Source organism: Actinoplanes sp. NPDC051388, assembly GCF_055586225.1.
Genome location: NZ_JBVJIP010000004.1, coordinates 534668 through 551673 on the forward strand (window position 1 = coordinate 534668; position 17006 = coordinate 551673).

The window sequence follows — 17006 nt, forward strand, 5'->3', positions numbered from 1 at the left end:
CTCAATCGTTCTGCGCCGACGCCATGCGGGTGATCAGGCTCGCCGGCCGGATGTCCCACCACGACTTCTCGACGTAGGCCAGGCAGTTGTCGCGGCTCTCCGGGCCCAGCACCGTACGCCAGCCGGCCGGCACGTCGATCATCTGCGGCCACAGCGAATGCTGGCCTTCGTCGTTGACCAGCACGAAGTAGCTGATGTCCTCGCGTTCGAACGGGTTGCTCACGCTGTCGGCCCTTTCGTGGGAGTGAGACGGATGTGTTCGGCCACCCGTGCGCCGATCAGCTCCAGCACCTCGGCCCGGGCGAGTTGCCGGTGCTTGTAGTTGAGGGCCATGACGTCGACGATGCCGGAGACGTACGGGTGCCACATCGGTGCGAAGTAGTGCTCCTCCGGGCGCGCGGCGATCGCCTCGACGAATAGCACGTCGCCCTCGAGGACGGAGAATTTGTGGCCGTCGGTCAGCTTGATCATGTTCTCGTAGAAGTCCACCGTGGCCCGGCCCTTCTGCCGCATCAGGAACGAGTACGGTCCCTGCCGCTGCCGGAGCTGCTCGTAGAGGATGTCGCCGGTGAGGTGGGGACGCTGCTCGGCCGGGACGTTGAGGTCGAAGTGGCGGGCGACCGCGTTCAGCCGCTCCACCTGGGTCGCCGGGCGCTGCGGCGTCGGGCGCGCGTCCAGCATCGCGACTAGGGCGACCTCCTCGCCGCCACGCTGCAACTGCACGGCCATCTCGTGGGCGATCTCGCCGCCCGTGCTCAGACCCAGCAGGTGGTACGGCCCTTCCGGCTGGACGAGGCGGATCTGCTGGACGTAGTCGGCGGCCATCGCCGTCACGGTCGCCGGCAACTCCTCGCCCGGTCCCAGGCCGCGAGCCTGGACCCCGTACACGCCGACGGGCGGCGGGATCGCGTTGACCAGCGGGTAGTAGAGCCAGCTAAGCCCGCCCAAAGGGTGGATGCAGAACAGCGACACCGGGCCGGTACCGGCCCGGAGCGGCACCACCACGTCAAGGGTCGCCTCCTCCGGCTCGGCCGCGAGCCACCCGGCCAGGTCCTTGGCGGTCGGCACGGCAGACACCACGAGGGGGTTGACGGTTACCCCGAACTCGGCCCCAATGGCCCGCGTGAGCGATTCGACGGTTTCCCGGCCGCCGCCGAGGTCGAAGAGGTTGTCCTCGGCCGCCACCTCGCCGACGCCCAGCGCCTGAGCGACCAGGACGCGCATCCGGTCCTCGGGCGAGGCCTGCGACTCGGCATCCGGCAACCGCGGCAGGTCGTCGATGCGGGCGGCCAGGCCGGCGAGCGTCAGGCTCTCGAAGACGGCCCGGAATGGCAGTTCGACGCGGAGCAGTGTCCGGAGCTCGTTGACCATCTGCATCGCCAGCAGCGAGTGACCGCCGAGCGCGAAGAAATTGTCGTCGCGACCCACCCGCGCCACGCCGAGCAGGCGCTGCCAGAGCTCGGCCAACGACTTCTCGACCGGTCCGACCGGCGCCTCGTAAGCCTGTTCGGTGTTCGTCACGCCTGGATCCGGCAGCCGGCGGCGATCCACCTTGCCGTTCACGGTGACAGGAAACGCGTCCATCGCCATGAATGCCGACGGCACCAGGTGGGCCGGCACCACCGCCGGCATCTGCCGGCGCAGCCGCACCGGGTCGGGGTCGAAGCCGACGACGTACGCCACGAGCCGCTTGTCCACGCCGTCGCCATGCACCATGGCCACCGCCTGCTCCACCCCGTGCATCCCCAGCAGCGCCGCCTCGACCTCACCTAGCTCCACCCGGACGCCGCGGATCTTCACCTGTTCGTCGTCGCGGCCGAGGAACTCGATCGCCCCGTCGGCGCGCCGTCGGGCGCGGTCACCGGTGCGATACATCCGTTCCCCGGGTACGAACGGGTCGGCGACGAACCGCTGCGCGGTCAGGGAGGCCCGGTTCAGGTAGCCCCGGGCGAGCGGACGTGCGGCGATGTAGATCTCGCCCGGCATGCCCAGCGGCACGTGGCCGAGGTCGGGACCGAGCACGTAGACGCGCGCGTTGGCGATCGGGACGCCGATCGGCGCGCTACGGCCGTCGTCGTCGCGGCACAGCCAGCTCGTCACGCCGATGGCGGCCTCGGTCGGCCCGTACAGGTTGTAGATCTCGGTGCTGGGTAGCGCTTCGGCGAAGCGGGTCCGCAGGCTGCGCGTCAGCGTCTCCCCGCCGGCGATGATGTGGCGCAGACTGGTGCAGCGCACGGCGTCCGGCTCACGCAGGAACATCTCGAGCATCGATGGGACGAAGTCGACGAACGTGACCCGCTCCCGCTGGATGAGCTCAACCAGATAGCGGGCGTCCCGGTGCCCGCCGGGCCGGGACATGACCAGGGTCGCCCCGTTCATCAGCGCCCAGAACAACTCCCAGACCGAGGTGTCGAAAGTGAACGGGGACTTCTGCAGCACCCGGCCCTCCGGGCCGAGGCCGAACCGCTCGTTCATCCAGTTCAGCCGGTTGCCGACGGCCGCGCGGACGTTCACTACGCCCTTCGGCGTGCCGGTCGATCCGGAGGTGTAGATCGCGTACACGGCGTCCTCGCCGTCGACCGGCACGCCGGGATCATGCGCGGGCTGTGCGGAAAGAGCGTTGTCCGGCTCGTCCAGACAGAACAGCAGGTCGTCGTGACCGGCCAGCCGATCGTGGGTGGCCCGGTGCGTGACGACGATGCTGACGGCGGCGTCGGCGATCATCGACGACAGGCGGGCGGCCGGCAGGTCGGGGTCCAGCGGGACGAACGCGCCTCCAGTCTTCCAGATCGCCAGGACGGCCACGACCAGGTCGAACCCACGTTCCATGCTGATGCCCACGAGTGTGTCGCGGCCCGCTCCGAGCGTGATCAGGTGATGCGCCAGTCGGTTCGCACGGCGATTCAGCTCCCCGTACGACAGATCCACCCCCTCGAAGCGCACAGCGGTCGCGTCCGGGTTCCGGCGGGCGTGTTCCTCGATGAGGTGATGCGGCCAGGGCCGCGCGTCCCAATCGCGTACGTCCCCCGTGCTCGCCGCCTCGACCGCGAGCCGCTCCTCCGTGCTCATCAGTGGCAGCCGGCCGATGGGAAGGCCCGGTTGCACCACTGCCTCGGCCAGCAGACGGCCGAGCATGCCGACCATCCGCTCGGCGGTGTCGTGGTCGAACAGGTCACAGGCATACATCACCTCGCCGCCGATGCCGGACGGGCGGCCGGCCGGATCGTGGAACTCCACGAACTGAATGCTCAGGTCGAACTTCGCCGATCCGGAGCCCACGCCCATCCGCTCCGAGCGCACGCCGGCCAGGCCGAATCGCGCCGACCGGCCGACCTGCGAGGCGACCATGACCTGGAACAGCGGATGCCGGCCCGGCGCCCGGGGCGGGTTCAGTTCCTCGACCACGCTCTCGAAGGGCACGTCCTGGTTGCCGAAGGCCAGCAGGTCCTGCTCGCGTACCCGGCCGATGAGCTGGTCGAAGGACGGGTCGCCGGTGAGGTCGGCCCGCAGCACCAGAGTGTTGACGAAGAAGCCGACCAGATCTTCCAAGGCCTCGTCGACCCGGCCGGACACCGGCCACCCGAGCGGGATGTCGGGGCCGGCGCCGAGCCGGAAGAGCAATGCGGCCACGGCCGACTGCAGCACCATGAAGACGGTGGCACCGTGCCGGCGCGCCGTCGCCGTCACCTGCTCGTGCACCTGGGCCGGCACTGTTATCGGCACCGACCGGCCGCGGTACGTCGGTTCGGCCGGCCGGCCCCGGTCGGCCGGCAGTGCCAGCTCGTGAGGAACATCGGCGAGAAGGTCCCGCCAGTACGCGAGCCGGGGCCGGGCGAGCCGCACCAGCTCCCGCTGCCACACGGCGAAGTCGGCGTACTGCACCGGCAGCTCGGTCCACTGTGGCCGGCGGCCCGCGCGTCTCCGCTCGTACGCCTCTTGCAGGTCGCGCATCAGCGGCTCCATCGAGGCGCCGTCTGCGGTGATGTGGTGCAGAACCAGGACCAGCATGAAGTCGTCCGATCCGAGCTCCAGCAGACGCGCCCGCAGCGGGATCTGCGTCGTCAGGTCGAATCCTTCCCGGACGACACGCCGGACGGTGTCTTCCCGTTCCCCGGGTGCGACGCACTCGCGCACGAGCAACTCGCCGAGCTCGGCCATCGGCACGACCTGCTGCCGGGGCTGCCCGTCCAGCACCGGAAAGCGGGTGCGCAACGGCTCGTGCCGCCGGACGACATCGGTGACCGCGGCACGCAGGGCCCCCTCGTCGAGGCCGTCGGACAGGCGGACGACCACCGGAATGTGATAAGCCCCGTCGTTGCCGCGCAACTGCGTGGTCAGCCACATCCGCTGCTGCGGGTAGGACAGCGGCACCATCGCCGGGCGCACCTGGCGCCGCAGCACCGGGCGCGTGCCGGCCTTCAGCACCGACACCCGCTGGGCGAGGTCGGCCAGGGTCGAGGCCTCGAAGAGGTCGCGGACCGGCAGTTCGACCTTCATCGTCGTCCGGACGCGGTTCACCAGCTGCGTCGCCAGCAGCGAATGACCACCGAGGCGGTAGAACTCGTCGGTGCGACCGACGCGGGGAACGCCGAGCACCTCTTCCCAAAGCCGCGCCAGCGCCCGCTCGACCGCGCCAACCGGAGCCACGTAGTCCCGTACACCCGCGTCGGCGGTCGGATCCGGCAGAGCCTGACGGTCGACCTTGCCGTTCACCGTCACCGGCATCGAGTCGACCATCATGAGCACTGAGGGCACAAGATGGTCGGGCACCACCGCGGCCAGGTCCCGCCGCAGAGTGGCGGCGTCCGGGCCATCGGGGTCGGCCACGACGTAGGCGACCAGCCGTCGATCCGCGCCGTCGCCGTGCGCGACGACGACGGCCTGGTCCACGCCGGCCAAACCCATCAGCGCCGACTCGATCTCGCCCAGCTCCACCCGTACGCCCCGGATCTTGACCTGGTCGTCGGCGCGGCCCTGGTACTCCATCTGACCGTCGGTCCGCCGCCGCACCACGTCACCGGTGCGGTACATCCGCTCACCGGGTGTGCCGAACGGGTTCGCGACGAAGCGCTGTGCGGTCAATGCGGGCTGTCCGGCGTATCCGCGGGCCAGCCCGGCACCGGCCAGGTACAGCTCACCGGCGACACCGACCGGTTGTTCCCGCAGAAGCTCATCCAGCACGTACGCCCGAACGTTGGGCAGGGGCCGCCCGATCGGTGGCGTGCCGTCGCCGGTCAGCGGGTCGCTCACGGTCGCCGCGACCGTGGCCTCGGTGGGTCCGTAGGCGTTGAGCATGCTCCGATCGCGGCACCAACGGGCCGCCACCGCGGGTGGGCACGCCTCCCCGGCCACGATGAGCGTCACCCGACCCGGCAGGCCCCCGGCATCCTCCACAGCAGACAGCAACGAGGGCGGCAGCGTCACATGCGTGACGCCTCGGCTCTGCACCAGGTCAACCAGCTCGCGCCCGGGAACCAGCCGCGATCCGTCCGCCACGACCAGGGCCGCACCAGACAGCAGCGTGGTCCACACCTCGGACACCGACGCGTCGAAACTGACCGATGCGAATTGCAGCCGCCGGCGCCCGGGGCCCAGCCCGAGAATCCCGGCCTGGGTCCGGACGAGGTTCTGCGCGCTGCGGTGGGTCACCACGACGCCCTTCGGCACGCCGGTCGAGCCCGAGGTGTAGATGATGTACGCGGCGTGTTCCGGCAGCAGGGTCTCGTGGCGGTCGGAACTCCGTATGGCGCTCGCGTCGAGGCCGGCGATCTCGTCCGCGATCTTCGTGTCGTCGAGTACCACCTCGGTGATCGCCGAGGACGGCAATGTTCCGGCGCTGCTCGTCGTCACCACGCATCGGGCCTGTGCGTCGGCCATCATGAACTCGGCGCGCGCCGCTGGATAGGCCACGTCCACCGGCAGGTAGGCCCCGCCGGCCTTGGCCACCGCGAGGGCCGCCACGACGAACTCGACCGAGCGGCCCATCCGCAGCGCCACCACGACCTCGGGGCCGACGCCCTGGTCGATGAGGTGCCGGGCCAGCCGGTTGGAACGCTCGTCCAGCTCCACGAAGGACATCGAGCCGTCGTCGCTCACCACGGACGTTTCCCGGGCACCGCGCTCCACCTGCGCAGCGAACAACTCCGGCAGCGTCGGCGGGTTGCCTGGCGGAAAGTCGAGCACAACTGCCTCCTCGAAGCGGCGCCTCGGCGACCGACGTCATTAGGACGTTCGCCGTCGCAGCGACGATCACAACTGGCGTAATGCTCGGCAACTGTGGAGTTCTCCGACAAGAAACGCAACATGCTAAAAATCACCGCGAAACCGATGCACAAGAAGGCGGTCTGCTGCGTCGCTATCACTAGCCGGCCACCGAAAATGAGCAATGACCAGGCAGGACAATCCGAGTGACCATGGAAGCAAAGCCGCGCAAGGGCAACCCGGCGCCTCGATCCGGCAACCAACTACGGTCATCTGCTCATGCCGTGGTCGTGGTCAGCTTCCGCGACGACGGGCCGGGCGACGTCGCCGGTCTGCGTACGGTGATCGGCGAGGAGGCCTCCCACCGCGGCACCCGGCGCCTGCCGCCGCTCTCGCCGGAGGCGGTGCGTCGGATGGCCGACGAGCGTGGCCTGTCCGTTTCGCTGTCGGGCTGACAGGATTTGAACCTGCGACCCCTTGTTACCGACCGCGACGGTCCATCACTTGTCATTGGTTGTCGAAACCTTGCGTTGAGCTGGACAAACGCAACCAAGCATTGATCAGCAGTTGTCACCGATTGTCGCCCGCCGACGGGGGTTTTCGGGGGGTAAACGGGGGCGCCGGACCCCTGCCATACGGGTCGTGGGAGTTCGTGTCGGTAGACCGACAAACGGGCCGCGTCGACGTCACGTACCGGATAACCCAGCTCCCGCAAGGTGGCCAGCGCGCGATCTGGATAGATGGTGTTCCGCAGCTTGATGCAGTTCAAGACAAAGCCGAGCGCGCCGAGTTGGTCTGCGGCCGTGGAACACCTTGTGGCCCAGGCCATGGCGTTGTTCCTGCAGGTTGCGCATCCGGTTCATCTCCCGCCGGTACGCGGGGTCCTCGACCAGGCTGAGGACGTGGACCTGACTTCGACGTGACGACCAAGCGTGAGCCTCGCTCCGAACGGTCGTCGTATCCTCGGTGCATGGTCCTGGGGTTAGTATTCCTGGCAATCGCGGCCTTTCCGGTCCTGGCGTGTCTTGGTTCGGCCGTGACCTTCGCGTCAAGATTCCGGCTCGACCCGGCCGCAGCGGCCGTCGATCCGGTCCCGCTGTCGGTGCTCGTGCCGGTGAAAGGCGCCGACGCGGCGACCGAGGACAACTTCGAGGCACTGGTCGCCTCCCGACTGCCGGGGCAGGTCGAGTACCGGTTCGCGATGGAGTCCGAGGACGACCCGGCCTACGCCGTCGCGGAACGGGTGCGCGGGCGGCACCCCAACGTCGACATCGCGGTGGTGGTCACCGGATCGGCCGGCGACCGGATGGGCAAGCAGCACAACCTCGTCGTCGCCGCGGCGGGTGCGAGGCATCCCGTGATCGCGTCGATGGACGCCGATGTGCGCGTCGACCCGGACACCCTGGCCACGGGCTTGCGCGCGCTGGCCGCGCGGGACGCCGGCGTGGTCTATATGCTGCCCCGCTACCGAGGCCCGGGGCCGGCAGGCGGCGTCCTGGTCGCCATCTACAGCAACCTCTACTACCAGCTCTACATGGGAGCGTTCGCGTTGACCCGCAACGCGCCGTTCGTCACCGGTGGCCTGTGGCTGATGAGCCCGGCCGCACGCGAGCGCATCGGCGGGCTGGAACCGTTCACCACGACGGTCAGCGACGACGCGGCAATAGGTCGGGCGGTGGTCGCGGCCGGGCTGCGCAATGAGCTGGTGCCACGCACCGTGTCGATGCGGTACGAGCAGGTGCCATTGACCGGCGGGGTACGACAGCTGCTGAAGTGGCTGACCCTGTTGCGAGCGGAAGGGCTCGGCACGTATCTGGCGATCCTGCTGGTCTGGCACCCGGTGCTGATGGCCGCCGTCGCCTTGCTCGCAACCGCTGCCGTGCCAGCGACCCGGCCGGCCCTGCCGGGTGCGCTCGTCGTGGCCGCGGCAGCGCTCGCGGTGCGGTTCCTGGCCACCGCCGTGCTGGTCCGGCGGGCGTACCCCGGCACGGGCGTGGCCACAGCGCTGTGGTCCGTGCCGTACGAGCTACTCGCTGTGCCGGTGCTGTTCGCTCGCGGGCTGGTCGCGCGGAGCATCATCTGGCGTGGCGTCCGATACGAGATCGGCCGGCGTGGCGAGATCCGGTCCGTCAGCCGCAGCCGTTAGCCGCGTCGAACCGTAGCCGCATCGGCCGCGAGCCCAAGTCGATGGGGATGGCCAGCCTGGACCCTAATGGCGGGTGGCCGTCCCCGCCAGATCAGTGATGACGATGAGCAGTTCATCGTCACGACGGCCAACACTCGCCCGGTGAAACTCGGGCAACCGTTCACCCGCTGGAGCATCCGCAAACTCGTCGGCTACCTGACCGGCACGTCGCTCTCGGCCGCGAACGGCTACGGCAGGTGCTGTGCAAACACGAGATGGCTCCGTTGCATTATCTGTTCGGCGAGCGCGACGAATTCCTCGGCCGCCGCCGGTCAGATGGCTCGCGCGAGACAGGTGAACGCCGCGGCGAGTCTGGTGGCCGGCGGAGTGTCGAGTGAGATGTCGTAGTGGCCGCGTCGCAGATTCTGCACGAAGGCGTGCCCGGCGATGGCCACCTGGGCGGTCCGATCGGTCTGGAGTCCGGGCATCGGTCGTAGTCGGGGATCGCCGTCGTCGGCGTGACGGTTCAGTGCGGTGATCCAGTTCAGCGGGTCGTGGTGGCGCCGGCGCCGTCGGCGGTGATGAGCATGTTGCTCCGGTAGCGGGCCGGGATCTGAGCGATGGCCCGTGTCAGCAGCGCGATGTGATCGGCGGCGTCGTTGGCGCCGGCGGTGCCGGGACTCAAGTGCTGGGCCAGGCATTCGCCGGTGTTCGCACAAATGACGGCCATGGGGTGGTGTCCGTAACGGCCGCGCGGCCGCTCGGCTGTGTTCGTCGCGGAAGTCGGTGTCGATGAAGTGCGCGTCGATGCGCAGCACGATGGTCTCGCCGAGGTCGCCGGTGGGGGCCAAGGCCGCGGGGATACCGCCGTGGTGGGCTGGGACGACGTTCCAGACCCGGGCGCCGAGCGGCGTCGAGGCGATGCGGGCCCGCATCGTCGAGCGCGCGACTCAGCGTGGCCGGGGAGGCGACCTCGCCGAGGAGGTCGCTCTGGTAACGGAACACGCCGATGGCGCGCATGATGTTCCCGCCGTCGGCCATCATGACGCGGTGTCGGTCAGCACCCGACCCCAGTCATGGCCGGGCGTGAAGTCGTCGCGGTGTAGAGCGTCCGACAGCGCCCGGATCAGACCCGTACGGTCCGCGGTCAGTCGTAGCACGGCGGCACCGGCGTGGGCGATGAGACCGTTGCCGTTGCCGTTGGCGGTGGCGGTCAGCCGCTTGGACCATCGGTAGAGTCATGCACGAGAAGGACGTGTTGACCAGCCTCTCCGACGAGATCGGGGCAGGCGGGTACAACGCGGGGCGGCAAGAGGCGGCGGTGAGCGGCGTTGAGTGGATCGAGATTCATCACAACCGCAAGTCCAGCAACGACAACCGGGCACCGAGGCAACTGGACGATGTTTACAGCAACCGGATGTTGACCGCTGGCGCTGGCTCCGTCGTTTCCCTCTGGGGACAGAGCGGAGATCAAGATAGCGCTGTCGCACTTGAAGCCGCTCGGTGACCGGCATCCGCCGTGGAGCCTCACGCTCGACGGGGCAACGGGGTGTATCGATGTTGGTGACGTCACGGTTGCATCGCCGCTCGGCAGTACGCTGATGTTCGCCGGAGCGAACGGCCTCACCGCCTGAGGCTGCCCGCGGGGTCTACGGAGAGGACTGGACGCGCCAGCCTCCCCCATTCAGAGGGAATCCGCCCCGTCATGGTGGGGCCAAACGAACGGCTCTGGCACGCATTCCGTGATTCGCGCATGCTGGTCCGTGGATGCGGTAGAGCAACCGGTCAGCCGGGCAGCGCTCCTAGCCCGGCGAGCAGCTCGTCGCGCTCCTGCGGTGACAATGCCTTGTAGATGGGCTCGTCCAGCCGGTTGGTCTCGTCCTCGACGGCCCGTCGCTGAGGGTCGTCCACCGGCATCGCCCGCAGCTGCGCGAGCGTGAGCCCGCAGGCTGCCCAGGCCGCCCGGTGCGCGTCGCCCCGGTGGTGGCGCAGCGCGCCGAGGCGAGTGGTCAGGCGCAGCGCCGCGGGTGAGTTGGGCGGTTCGTACACTGGGGTCATCGCCCGAAACGCCGGGCCCCGAGTAGCCTGACCCGCCTCCAGCAGGCGGCCGACCAGTTCCGTGAGCCGGGGCACTACGGCCATGCCGGGCATCGTCTCGATCAATTTCCGGTCCCAGAGCTCCGCAGCCCAGTCGCCATATCCACGTTGCACCGCCAGCGCCACCTGCCGGCCCAGCCCGGTCAGCCGCCAGGCGCCATCGGTGTCGACCTCGGCCACGCCCTGCGCCAGCTCAACGGTCATGTCTGAGCCGGAGTACGTGGTCACCGCCGCGAAGCTGTCGGCCGGCATCGGTCGGGCCAGCAACCCGAAATAGAAGCTGCTCTCGAAACCCGGCCGCACCTTGTACTCGTCGTAGACCGCTTGTATGCGCTCTCGTCCCGCACTGCGGAAGCCCACGTACACCCGGTCGATCACGGGTCGGATCAGCGCCGCGTAACTCATGCCACCTCGGCCGAGTCCAGAAACCTCCAGGGGCGCCGAGGATTCGTCAGTCCGGGCAATGGGATCCCGAGACGTCAGACCAGAATCGCGCGAGCGACTCGGGGTCAGAACACTCCAGAACCAACGCTGAAACTCTCCGATTCCGCCCACGGCGTCATGGTAGATCCTGGCGTTCTGAGGCACGCTCGCTGCTGGCCCGCGAAGCACGCATCAGCCACAGCCGCCCACTCGTCGGCAGTTCCGCGCGTTCGCCGTTGCTGAATGTCGCGACCTTGCGTGCGGGCTTGGCTGGGATGTCACCGCGGTCCGGGATCTTGATACGTTGCGGGTTGTGCTGGCGTGCTGGCGTGCTGGCGGGTGTCCGGGTGCGTGGGGTGTGGTGTTCAGCCAAGGCGGACGCGGACGACGAGGTCATGCAGGGCCGTGAGCACGGACCGGACATCGGCAACATGGACCCCTTGATGGCGTCGTCCCTCGGGCTCGACGCAGGCTGAGTGGCGCGCGGTGACGCCGGCGTCGGGCGGTAACGCGTGACGGAGCTGCTCGGCGGAGGGGCACCGGTCGAGTGATGGCCGCGGGAAATCCTGCACCCGACATTGAACTAATAAGTTCAGTGTCATAAGGTGAACCACATGGTTCAGCAAGATGTCCTCGACCGGGTCTTCGCCTCCCTGGCGGACCCGACCCGGCGCGCCATCCTGGCCCGCCTCGGCGACGGCCCGAAGTCCATCGGTGAGCTCGCCGGACCCACCGGGATGAGCCTGACCGGCATGAAGAAGCACGTGCAGGTTCTCGAGGACGCCGGCCTCGTGGAGACCACGAAGGTCGGCCGCTCCCGGCAATGCCGGCTCGGCGCCGAGCGACTGGATGACGCGATGGCCTGGATCAACTTCTACCAACGGCTCTGGGAGCGTCGGTTCGACGGTCTCGAGGCCTACTTCCGTACGAAAGGGCAGGACTCATGACCTTGGACATGCGGGTGACCCGGCTGTTGCCGGCATCGCCCGAGCAGGTCTTCGACGCGTACACCGACGCCGAGAAGCAGAAGATCTGGTACACCATCCTCGACGAGCAACCCGGCATCGTGGAGATCGAGGTCGACCTGCGGGTCGGCGGTCAGCAGACCGCGGTCTGGGGGCCGGACCGCGACACCCTGTTCCGCGAGACGCAGACCTTCCTGGAGATCGACCGCCCGCACCGGCTGGTCACCGAGTCCACCGGATCCGGCCCGGACGGCATGACCATGACCACCCGCATCGAGATCACCTTCGAAGAGAAGGACGGCGGCACGCTGATGACCGTGCAGCAGAGCGGATTCCCGGTGCCCGAGGTCCGAGACTTCTTCGTCGCCGAGGTCTGGGCCGGCGCCCTCGACCGCATCGAAGAATTCCTGAAGCGCCATGGCTAGGCTCCCGCGGCCCGCCGTCGTCGCGATCAGCGTGCTCGCCGCGGTCGTGATCAATCTGCTGGTGTACGCCGCGGGCCGTGCCGCCGGCGGCACGTTCCGGTTCACCGCGGCCGCCGGTCCGTCCGAAGTGGACGCAGTGACGGTCGCCGGGTTCAGCGCCGTGCCGCTGCTGATCGGGCTGAGCGCGGTGGCGCTGTTGTCCCGCTTCGGCGACTGGGTGACGAAGGCGGCGCTGGTGATTGGGCCGGTGCTGGCGCTGGGCACGATCGCCCTGATGACGTTGCCGGCCGACTTCGACGCGACGAGCAAGACCACGTTGGCGCTGTGCCACGTCGTGCTCGTGCCCATCACGGTGGTCGCGGTCCTGGCCCTGCGCCACCGGACGAGGCAACGGGAGCCCTCGACGGCGTGAGCCTCGCCGGGCCTCCGGCGCCGGCCCTGGGGACGTGGACGAGAGACGGCGGGCCTCATGATCACCAGCCATCTACAAGACGGGGTCGTGCCGCCAGGCCTGCCGACGCCTTACCAGCGCAGGCGGAACCCGGCTGCCGAGATCATCACCCCGTCAGCGGACGCACCGCCCGGTGATCCAATACCGCTATATCGGCAGGTCAGCCGTTATGGCTAGCCGTCCCCGTGGGGAGCAGTTTTGGGTTGTATCCCGCCACCGAGATCCACCTGCGCCTCGATCACGTTGGCGCAGCTCATCGGGAGGTTCTTGCCGCGGTTGGGTACGGCGAACAGAGGTTCGTTGCTTGTCAACGCCGATAGGCGGCGAGGAAGGTCCGTACGGCATGGTCGGCGTGGCGGTCGAGGTCCGCTGTGGCCGGGGTTTCCTCGACGCCGAGGAGCATGGCCCGGTTCAGTGGTTCGGCCATCACGAGCCAGTTGAATTGGGTCGCTGCCAGGTGTGGGTCTTCGGCGCTGAGCATGCCGTCGGCGGTGAGTTTGTCGAAGATCGACGCGAGGGTGACGATCGTGCGTCCGGGGCCGCGGTCGTAGAAGATTCTTCCGAGCGCGGGGAACCGCGCCAGTTCGGCGATGACGAGCCGGCGCAGCCGTAGCAGGTGCGGCTGCATCACCAGGCCCAGCTGGCGGCGGGCCAGGGCGCGCAGATCGGCTTCCAGGTCATCGGTGCGGCCGAGCGCGAGGATTTCTTGCTGGACCACGTTGCTGGCGTGGTCGACGGTGCTCGTTACGACCTCGGTGAACAGGGTTGATTTGTCGGCGAAGTGCCGGTAGATCGTCAGCTTTGATACCTCGGCGAGTGCCGCGACCTGGTCCATGGTTGTGCTGGCGTAGCCCTCGCGCAGGAATACGACCGTCGCCGCTGACAGGATTGCGCGGCGCTTGCGGGCCGAGCGGGTCTCCGGGGGGCTCACTGGCCTCGACCCGGCGCTGTACCTGCCACGGTCAGTACTATACCGTCTAGTTTCGCAAGTACTGGTCAGTTTACTTTCGGGAGGGATCGTGTCGGCACCGCGAAGGGTCACCCGTGTACTGCTCGACGGGCTCGGTATCGGGGAGTGCCCGCGCTGGCACGACGACAGGTTGTGGTTCTGCAACTGGGGCACCAACCAGATCGTCGCGGTCGACGTCGAGGGCAACAGCGAGGTGGTGATGGACGACGCCACGGTGTCCCCGCACTCCATCGACTGGCTGCCCGACGGCAGGCTGCTGATCGTTCCGGGCACGGCCAACTACGGGGTGCGGCTGCTGGTGCAGGATGCGGACGGATCCCTCACCCCGTACGGACACCTCGACGGGCTGCCGAGCGGGTTCAACGAGATCACCGTCGACGGTCGCGGCAACGTCTACGTCAACGGCGCCGACTTCGACTTCCTGGCGTTCCTCGACCGGGCGATGACAGACATGGCCGCGGGTGACCAGACTCCGCTGCACCAGCGCCCGGACTTCGTGCCCGGCTACATCGCATTGATCACACCGGACGGCAAAGCGCGGCAGGTGGCCAACGACATCGCCTTCCCCAACGGGATGGTGGTCACCCCGGACAACCGCACCCTGATCATCTCGGAATCCTTCACCGGCACTCTCACCGCGTTCGACATCGCCGAGGACGGGCAGCTGTCGAACCGGCGGGTGTTCGCCGACGGCCTTGGCCCGGACGGAATCTGCATCGACGCAGAGGGCGCGGTCTGGACCTCCCAAGGGCAACGGGACTGCGTACGGGTGGCCGAAGGCGGCAAGATCCTCGACCGCGTCGAACTGGACCGCGACCCGTTCGCCTGCATGCTCGGCGGCCCGGACGGACAAACGCTGTTCATCATGGCCGCGGTGTGGAACCCGGAGAATCCCTTCGGCGGCCCAAGAACAGGACAGGTACTCGCTACCGAGGCACCCGCCCCACACGTCGGCTGGCCCTGATCACCTGGTCCCGGACCCCCGGTCTCGGCACCAGCCACCTACTCCACGACCAACTCATCGGCATGTCTGCATGCCTGGATCGGTCCGACGGATCATCTCCGGTTGTGATTGAAGATCACCAGTTCTTTGGCGAGGTTGACCGCATCGACCTCCCACCCCGCGTTTAGCCACGCGTGTGCTTGGACGCGGGATCGGTTGACGGTGTTACCCCACCAGGTGCGGTCCACGCGGGCGCTCGGCGGCAGCGACGCCGCGATGATCTGCTCGAGCCGCTGGAACGACATCTGAATCGAGGGTCGTTCCTGTCGTTCTAGAAACGCTGTCAGTGGTTGGTACTTCGCCACAGCGAAGCTCTCCTGGCTCGCCGCCCGCCGAGGCAGTGCGAGATCTCGGCGTGCAGCTCGTCTTTGCCGATCAGGGATCGACGGTCGCGTCCCCGGGCTGTTCGGCTGTGGCGCGCCCCTCCTAGATCACGGCAGGGCGGGGTGTCCCGCGTCCACGATAGTGATCACGACGTTGCCGACCTTGTGTCCGCTGTCGACGTACCGGTGGGCCTCGACGATCTCGGCCAGCGGATAGCTCCGGTCGATGACAATCTGGAGCCGGTCATCGCTGAGCAGGTCGCGCAACGCGGCCAGGGCCGCGTGCTTGCGTACCGACATCCCGGTCCGGACCCGCCGGCCACCGGTGACCGCCGTGCGGACCGCGAGCACATTGTTCACCAGGCCTGTTGTCGGCAGGTAGCAGCCTCGCGGTGCCAGCACCGGCCGGCAGCGGGCGAACGAACTGCGACCTACCGTGTCGAAGACCGCGTCGTAGCGCTCGCCGCTGACGGTGAAGTCCTCGACGGTGTAGTCGAACACCCGTTCCGCGCCGAGCGACTCGACCAGCTTGACGTTCCGGCCGCTGCACACGCCGTGCACGACGGCGCCAAGGTGCTTGGCGAGCTGGACGGCATACGCGCCGATACTGCCGGAGGCGCCGATGACCAGCACTCTCTGTCCAGGTCGGAGTTCGGCCAGATCGTGCAGGAAGTGCCAAGCGGTGGTGAATCCATCGACCGTGGCCGCGGCCTGTGCGTACGTCACGTCCGCCGGCATCGTCGTCATGGACGCCCGCTCGGACAGGCTCTTGTACTCGGCGTTCGCGCCGACGCCGAAGCCGGTGAAGCCGAAGACCCGATCCCCGACCCCGAACCGACACGCCGCCGACCCGACCGCCGTGACCTCGCCGGCGAACTCCAACCCGAGCACCCGGATACCCCGGCGCGGGCGACGCAGACCGATGATGATCCGCCCCCACCGAGGCTCGCCCCGGCGCATCCCACATTCGGCCGAGGTAACCGTGGTGGCGTGCACCCGGACCAGCACCTGGTCCGCCCGCGGCACGGGCGTCAGCAGGTCGACCTGGGTGAGCACATCGGGCGGACCATACCGGTCGAACATCACCGCTCGCATGCCGACGATGATGCGGCAGACCCTCTGTGCGCCCGCTGAGGACGATCAGCTCGAGTCCAGGACGACCACCCTCGCGCAGAACGAGCGGAACGCCCGCTCATCGGAATCGTGCGCGTGATCGTCGAAGGCGCCGACAGCACGGCATGAAATTCGGCTGAGCCCTCGACGGCTTGGCACGTCCTCGCCGGAGCCACAGCGAGCGCTCCGCCCACGTAGCAAAAGGTCAGCCTCGGTCTGGCCCGAGCATGGATGACGGCTCAGACTGGCGTCGGAAAGTCCGACAGGTCTGCGGCCTTTGCTCATTCTGACCGGCGGTCGATCTCAGGCTTCGTGGCCTCGACCGCGATGGCCTCACCACCGAGGGACGGCACCGATCGGTCGTGCCACCGCGGATATCACGGAAATCCGGCGATGCCGTCCTACTCGGGAAACCAGCGGCTGTCCTACCGACGTGGTGCTGAACACGGCTGTCACGCGGCGCTGATAGGACCGCTACGGGATGTTCACTAGGACCGCACCCTCGTTCACACTTGCACCCATCAATATCGAGGCCGGCAGCGCAGGAAGTCGTTTGCCGCCAAGATCAGTTGATGGGAGCAGGCCATGACCCGTACATCCCGCCACCCTGTCCGAACCCTGATCACCACCGCCATCGCGGCGACCGTCTGCCTACTCGCACCGGCGACCCCGGCGCTGGCCACACCACCGGGCATCCCGTCGAAGGCGACTGCGCAGTCGCAGCTCCACGGCCTGACCGTAGCCACGCAGGGCTCGATGAGCGGCTACTCGCGGGACAAGTTCCCGCACTGGATCACCATCTCCGGCACCTGCAGCACCCGCGAGACCGTCCTCAAACGAGACGGCACCTCCGTTGTCACCGACAGCTCCTGCGCCGCGACCTCCGGACGCTGGTACTCCCCCTACGACG

16 protein-coding genes and 2 pseudogenes are annotated in these 17006 nt (G+C 68.5%); 10 read left to right on the forward strand and 8 right to left on the reverse strand.

Features of this window, described 5'->3' with window-relative positions; all coding sequences use genetic code 11:
- Position 1 precedes the first annotated feature (1 nt).
- Both ACZ6TI_RS14140 and ACZ6TI_RS14145 read right to left on the reverse strand, forming a co-directional pair.
- Positions 2 to 223, reverse strand: coding sequence for an MbtH family protein (locus ACZ6TI_RS14140; protein ID WP_465345432.1), 222 nt, complete (start codon positions 221 to 223; stop codon positions 2 to 4).
- A complete protein-coding gene (locus ACZ6TI_RS14145) occupies positions 220 to 6183 on the reverse strand; it encodes an amino acid adenylation domain-containing protein (RefSeq protein WP_465345433.1) in 5964 nt (1987 codons plus the stop codon). Before ACZ6TI_RS14145 ends, ACZ6TI_RS14140 begins: the two co-directional genes overlap by 4 nt.
- A gap of 230 nt (positions 6184 to 6413) precedes the next feature.
- Between ACZ6TI_RS14145 and ACZ6TI_RS14150 the strand changes: the two genes are divergently transcribed.
- From ACZ6TI_RS14150 to ACZ6TI_RS14160, 3 genes and pseudogenes are all read left to right on the forward strand, one after another.
- Positions 6414 to 6656, forward strand: a complete 243-nt coding sequence (locus tag ACZ6TI_RS14150) for a hypothetical protein (RefSeq protein WP_465345434.1) — start codon at positions 6414 to 6416, stop codon at positions 6654 to 6656.
- Between the two features lie 581 nt (positions 6657 to 7237).
- Positions 7238 to 8347, forward strand: coding sequence for a glycosyltransferase (locus ACZ6TI_RS14155; protein WP_465345435.1), 1110 nt, complete (start codon positions 7238 to 7240; stop codon positions 8345 to 8347).
- 51 nt (positions 8348 to 8398) lie between these two features.
- A pseudogene (locus tag ACZ6TI_RS14160) lies at positions 8399 to 8607 on the forward strand (helix-turn-helix domain-containing protein); the annotation flags it as partial.
- A 51-nt stretch (positions 8608 to 8658) separates the two neighbouring features.
- Here ACZ6TI_RS14160 and ACZ6TI_RS14165 read toward each other — a convergent pair.
- On the reverse strand, positions 8659 to 8814 hold the full coding sequence (locus ACZ6TI_RS14165) for a hypothetical protein (RefSeq protein ID WP_465345459.1): 156 nt from the start codon (positions 8812 to 8814) through the stop codon (positions 8659 to 8661).
- Between the two features lie 56 nt (positions 8815 to 8870).
- Positions 8871 to 9056, reverse strand: a complete 186-nt coding sequence (locus ACZ6TI_RS14170; RefSeq protein ID WP_465345436.1) for a hypothetical protein — start codon at positions 9054 to 9056, stop codon at positions 8871 to 8873.
- A gap of 510 nt (positions 9057 to 9566) precedes the next feature.
- On the opposite strand from ACZ6TI_RS14170, the gene ACZ6TI_RS14175 reads away from it, so the two are divergent.
- Entirely contained in the window at positions 9567 to 9833 is a 267-nt protein-coding gene (locus tag ACZ6TI_RS14175) for a hypothetical protein (protein ID WP_465345437.1), read from the forward strand.
- Positions 9834 to 10111: 278 nt separating this feature from the next.
- Here the strand turns inward: ACZ6TI_RS14175 and ACZ6TI_RS14180 are convergent, their stop codons facing one another.
- Complete coding sequence (locus ACZ6TI_RS14180) at positions 10112 to 10828, reverse strand: hypothetical protein (protein ID WP_465345438.1); 717 nt, start codon at positions 10826 to 10828, stop codon at positions 10112 to 10114.
- Positions 10829 to 11175: 347 nt separating this feature from the next.
- On the opposite strand from ACZ6TI_RS14180, the gene ACZ6TI_RS14185 reads away from it, so the two are divergent.
- From ACZ6TI_RS14185 to ACZ6TI_RS14200, 4 genes are all read left to right on the forward strand, one after another.
- Positions 11176 to 11322, forward strand: a complete 147-nt coding sequence (locus tag ACZ6TI_RS14185; protein WP_465345439.1) for a hypothetical protein — start codon at positions 11176 to 11178, stop codon at positions 11320 to 11322.
- Between the two features lie 138 nt (positions 11323 to 11460).
- Positions 11461 to 11793, forward strand: a complete 333-nt coding sequence (locus ACZ6TI_RS14190; protein WP_465345440.1) for an ArsR/SmtB family transcription factor — start codon at positions 11461 to 11463, stop codon at positions 11791 to 11793.
- Entirely contained in the window at positions 11790 to 12236 is a 447-nt protein-coding gene (locus ACZ6TI_RS14195; RefSeq protein ID WP_465345441.1) for an SRPBCC family protein, read from the forward strand. Before ACZ6TI_RS14190 ends, ACZ6TI_RS14195 begins: the two co-directional genes overlap by 4 nt.
- Positions 12229 to 12648, forward strand: coding sequence for a DUF6069 family protein (locus tag ACZ6TI_RS14200; protein WP_465345442.1), 420 nt, complete (start codon positions 12229 to 12231; stop codon positions 12646 to 12648). The genes ACZ6TI_RS14195 and ACZ6TI_RS14200 overlap by 8 nt, the downstream gene beginning before the upstream one ends.
- A gap of 346 nt (positions 12649 to 12994) precedes the next feature.
- Here the strand turns inward: ACZ6TI_RS14200 and ACZ6TI_RS14205 are convergent, their stop codons facing one another.
- Positions 12995 to 13618 (reverse strand): TetR/AcrR family transcriptional regulator, encoded by a 624-nt coding sequence (locus ACZ6TI_RS14205; RefSeq protein WP_465345443.1) that lies wholly within the window; start codon positions 13616 to 13618, stop codon positions 12995 to 12997.
- On the opposite strand from ACZ6TI_RS14205, the gene ACZ6TI_RS14210 reads away from it, so the two are divergent.
- Positions 13587 to 14621, forward strand: a complete 1035-nt coding sequence (locus ACZ6TI_RS14210) for an SMP-30/gluconolactonase/LRE family protein (protein WP_465345444.1) — start codon at positions 13587 to 13589, stop codon at positions 14619 to 14621. The two genes, ACZ6TI_RS14205 and ACZ6TI_RS14210, sit on opposite strands and share 32 nt — an antisense overlap.
- Before the next feature lie 92 nt (positions 14622 to 14713).
- On the opposite strand, the gene ACZ6TI_RS14215 is transcribed toward ACZ6TI_RS14210, so the two are convergent.
- Complete coding sequence (locus tag ACZ6TI_RS14215; protein WP_465345445.1) at positions 14714 to 14965, reverse strand: DUF7662 domain-containing protein; 252 nt, start codon at positions 14963 to 14965, stop codon at positions 14714 to 14716.
- A 126-nt stretch (positions 14966 to 15091) separates the two neighbouring features.
- Positions 15092 to 16078 (reverse strand): NAD(P)-dependent alcohol dehydrogenase, encoded by a 987-nt coding sequence (locus ACZ6TI_RS14220; RefSeq protein ID WP_465345446.1) that lies wholly within the window; start codon positions 16076 to 16078, stop codon positions 15092 to 15094.
- A 603-nt stretch (positions 16079 to 16681) separates the two neighbouring features.
- Between ACZ6TI_RS14220 and ACZ6TI_RS14225 the strand changes: the two are divergent.
- A pseudogene (locus tag ACZ6TI_RS14225) lies at positions 16682 to 17006 on the forward strand (hypothetical protein); the annotation flags it as partial.

Bases quoted from the DNA above. Each gene is read 5' to 3' on its own strand.
- ACZ6TI_RS14195 (WP_465345441.1), top strand. From the start codon at position 11,790: ATGACCTTGGACATGCGGGTGACCCGGCTGTTGCCGGCATCGCCCGAG.
- ACZ6TI_RS14175 (WP_465345437.1), top strand. From the start codon at position 9,567: ATGCACGAGAAGGACGTGTTGACCAGCCTCTCCGACGAGATCGGGGCA.
- ACZ6TI_RS14165 (WP_465345459.1), bottom strand. From the start codon at position 8,814: ATGCCCGGACTCCAGACCGATCGGACCGCCCAGGTGGCCATCGCCGGG.
- ACZ6TI_RS14200 (WP_465345442.1), top strand. From the start codon at position 12,229: ATGGCTAGGCTCCCGCGGCCCGCCGTCGTCGCGATCAGCGTGCTCGCC.
- ACZ6TI_RS14180 (WP_465345438.1), bottom strand. From the start codon at position 10,828: ATGAGTTACGCGGCGCTGATCCGACCCGTGATCGACCGGGTGTACGTG.
- ACZ6TI_RS14150 (WP_465345434.1), top strand. From the start codon at position 6,414: ATGGAAGCAAAGCCGCGCAAGGGCAACCCGGCGCCTCGATCCGGCAAC.
- ACZ6TI_RS14170 (WP_465345436.1), bottom strand. From the start codon at position 9,056: ATGGCCGTCATTTGTGCGAACACCGGCGAATGCCTGGCCCAGCACTTG.
- ACZ6TI_RS14220 (WP_465345446.1), bottom strand. From the start codon at position 16,078: ATGCGAGCGGTGATGTTCGACCGGTATGGTCCGCCCGATGTGCTCACC.
- ACZ6TI_RS14190 (WP_465345440.1), top strand. From the start codon at position 11,461: ATGGTTCAGCAAGATGTCCTCGACCGGGTCTTCGCCTCCCTGGCGGAC.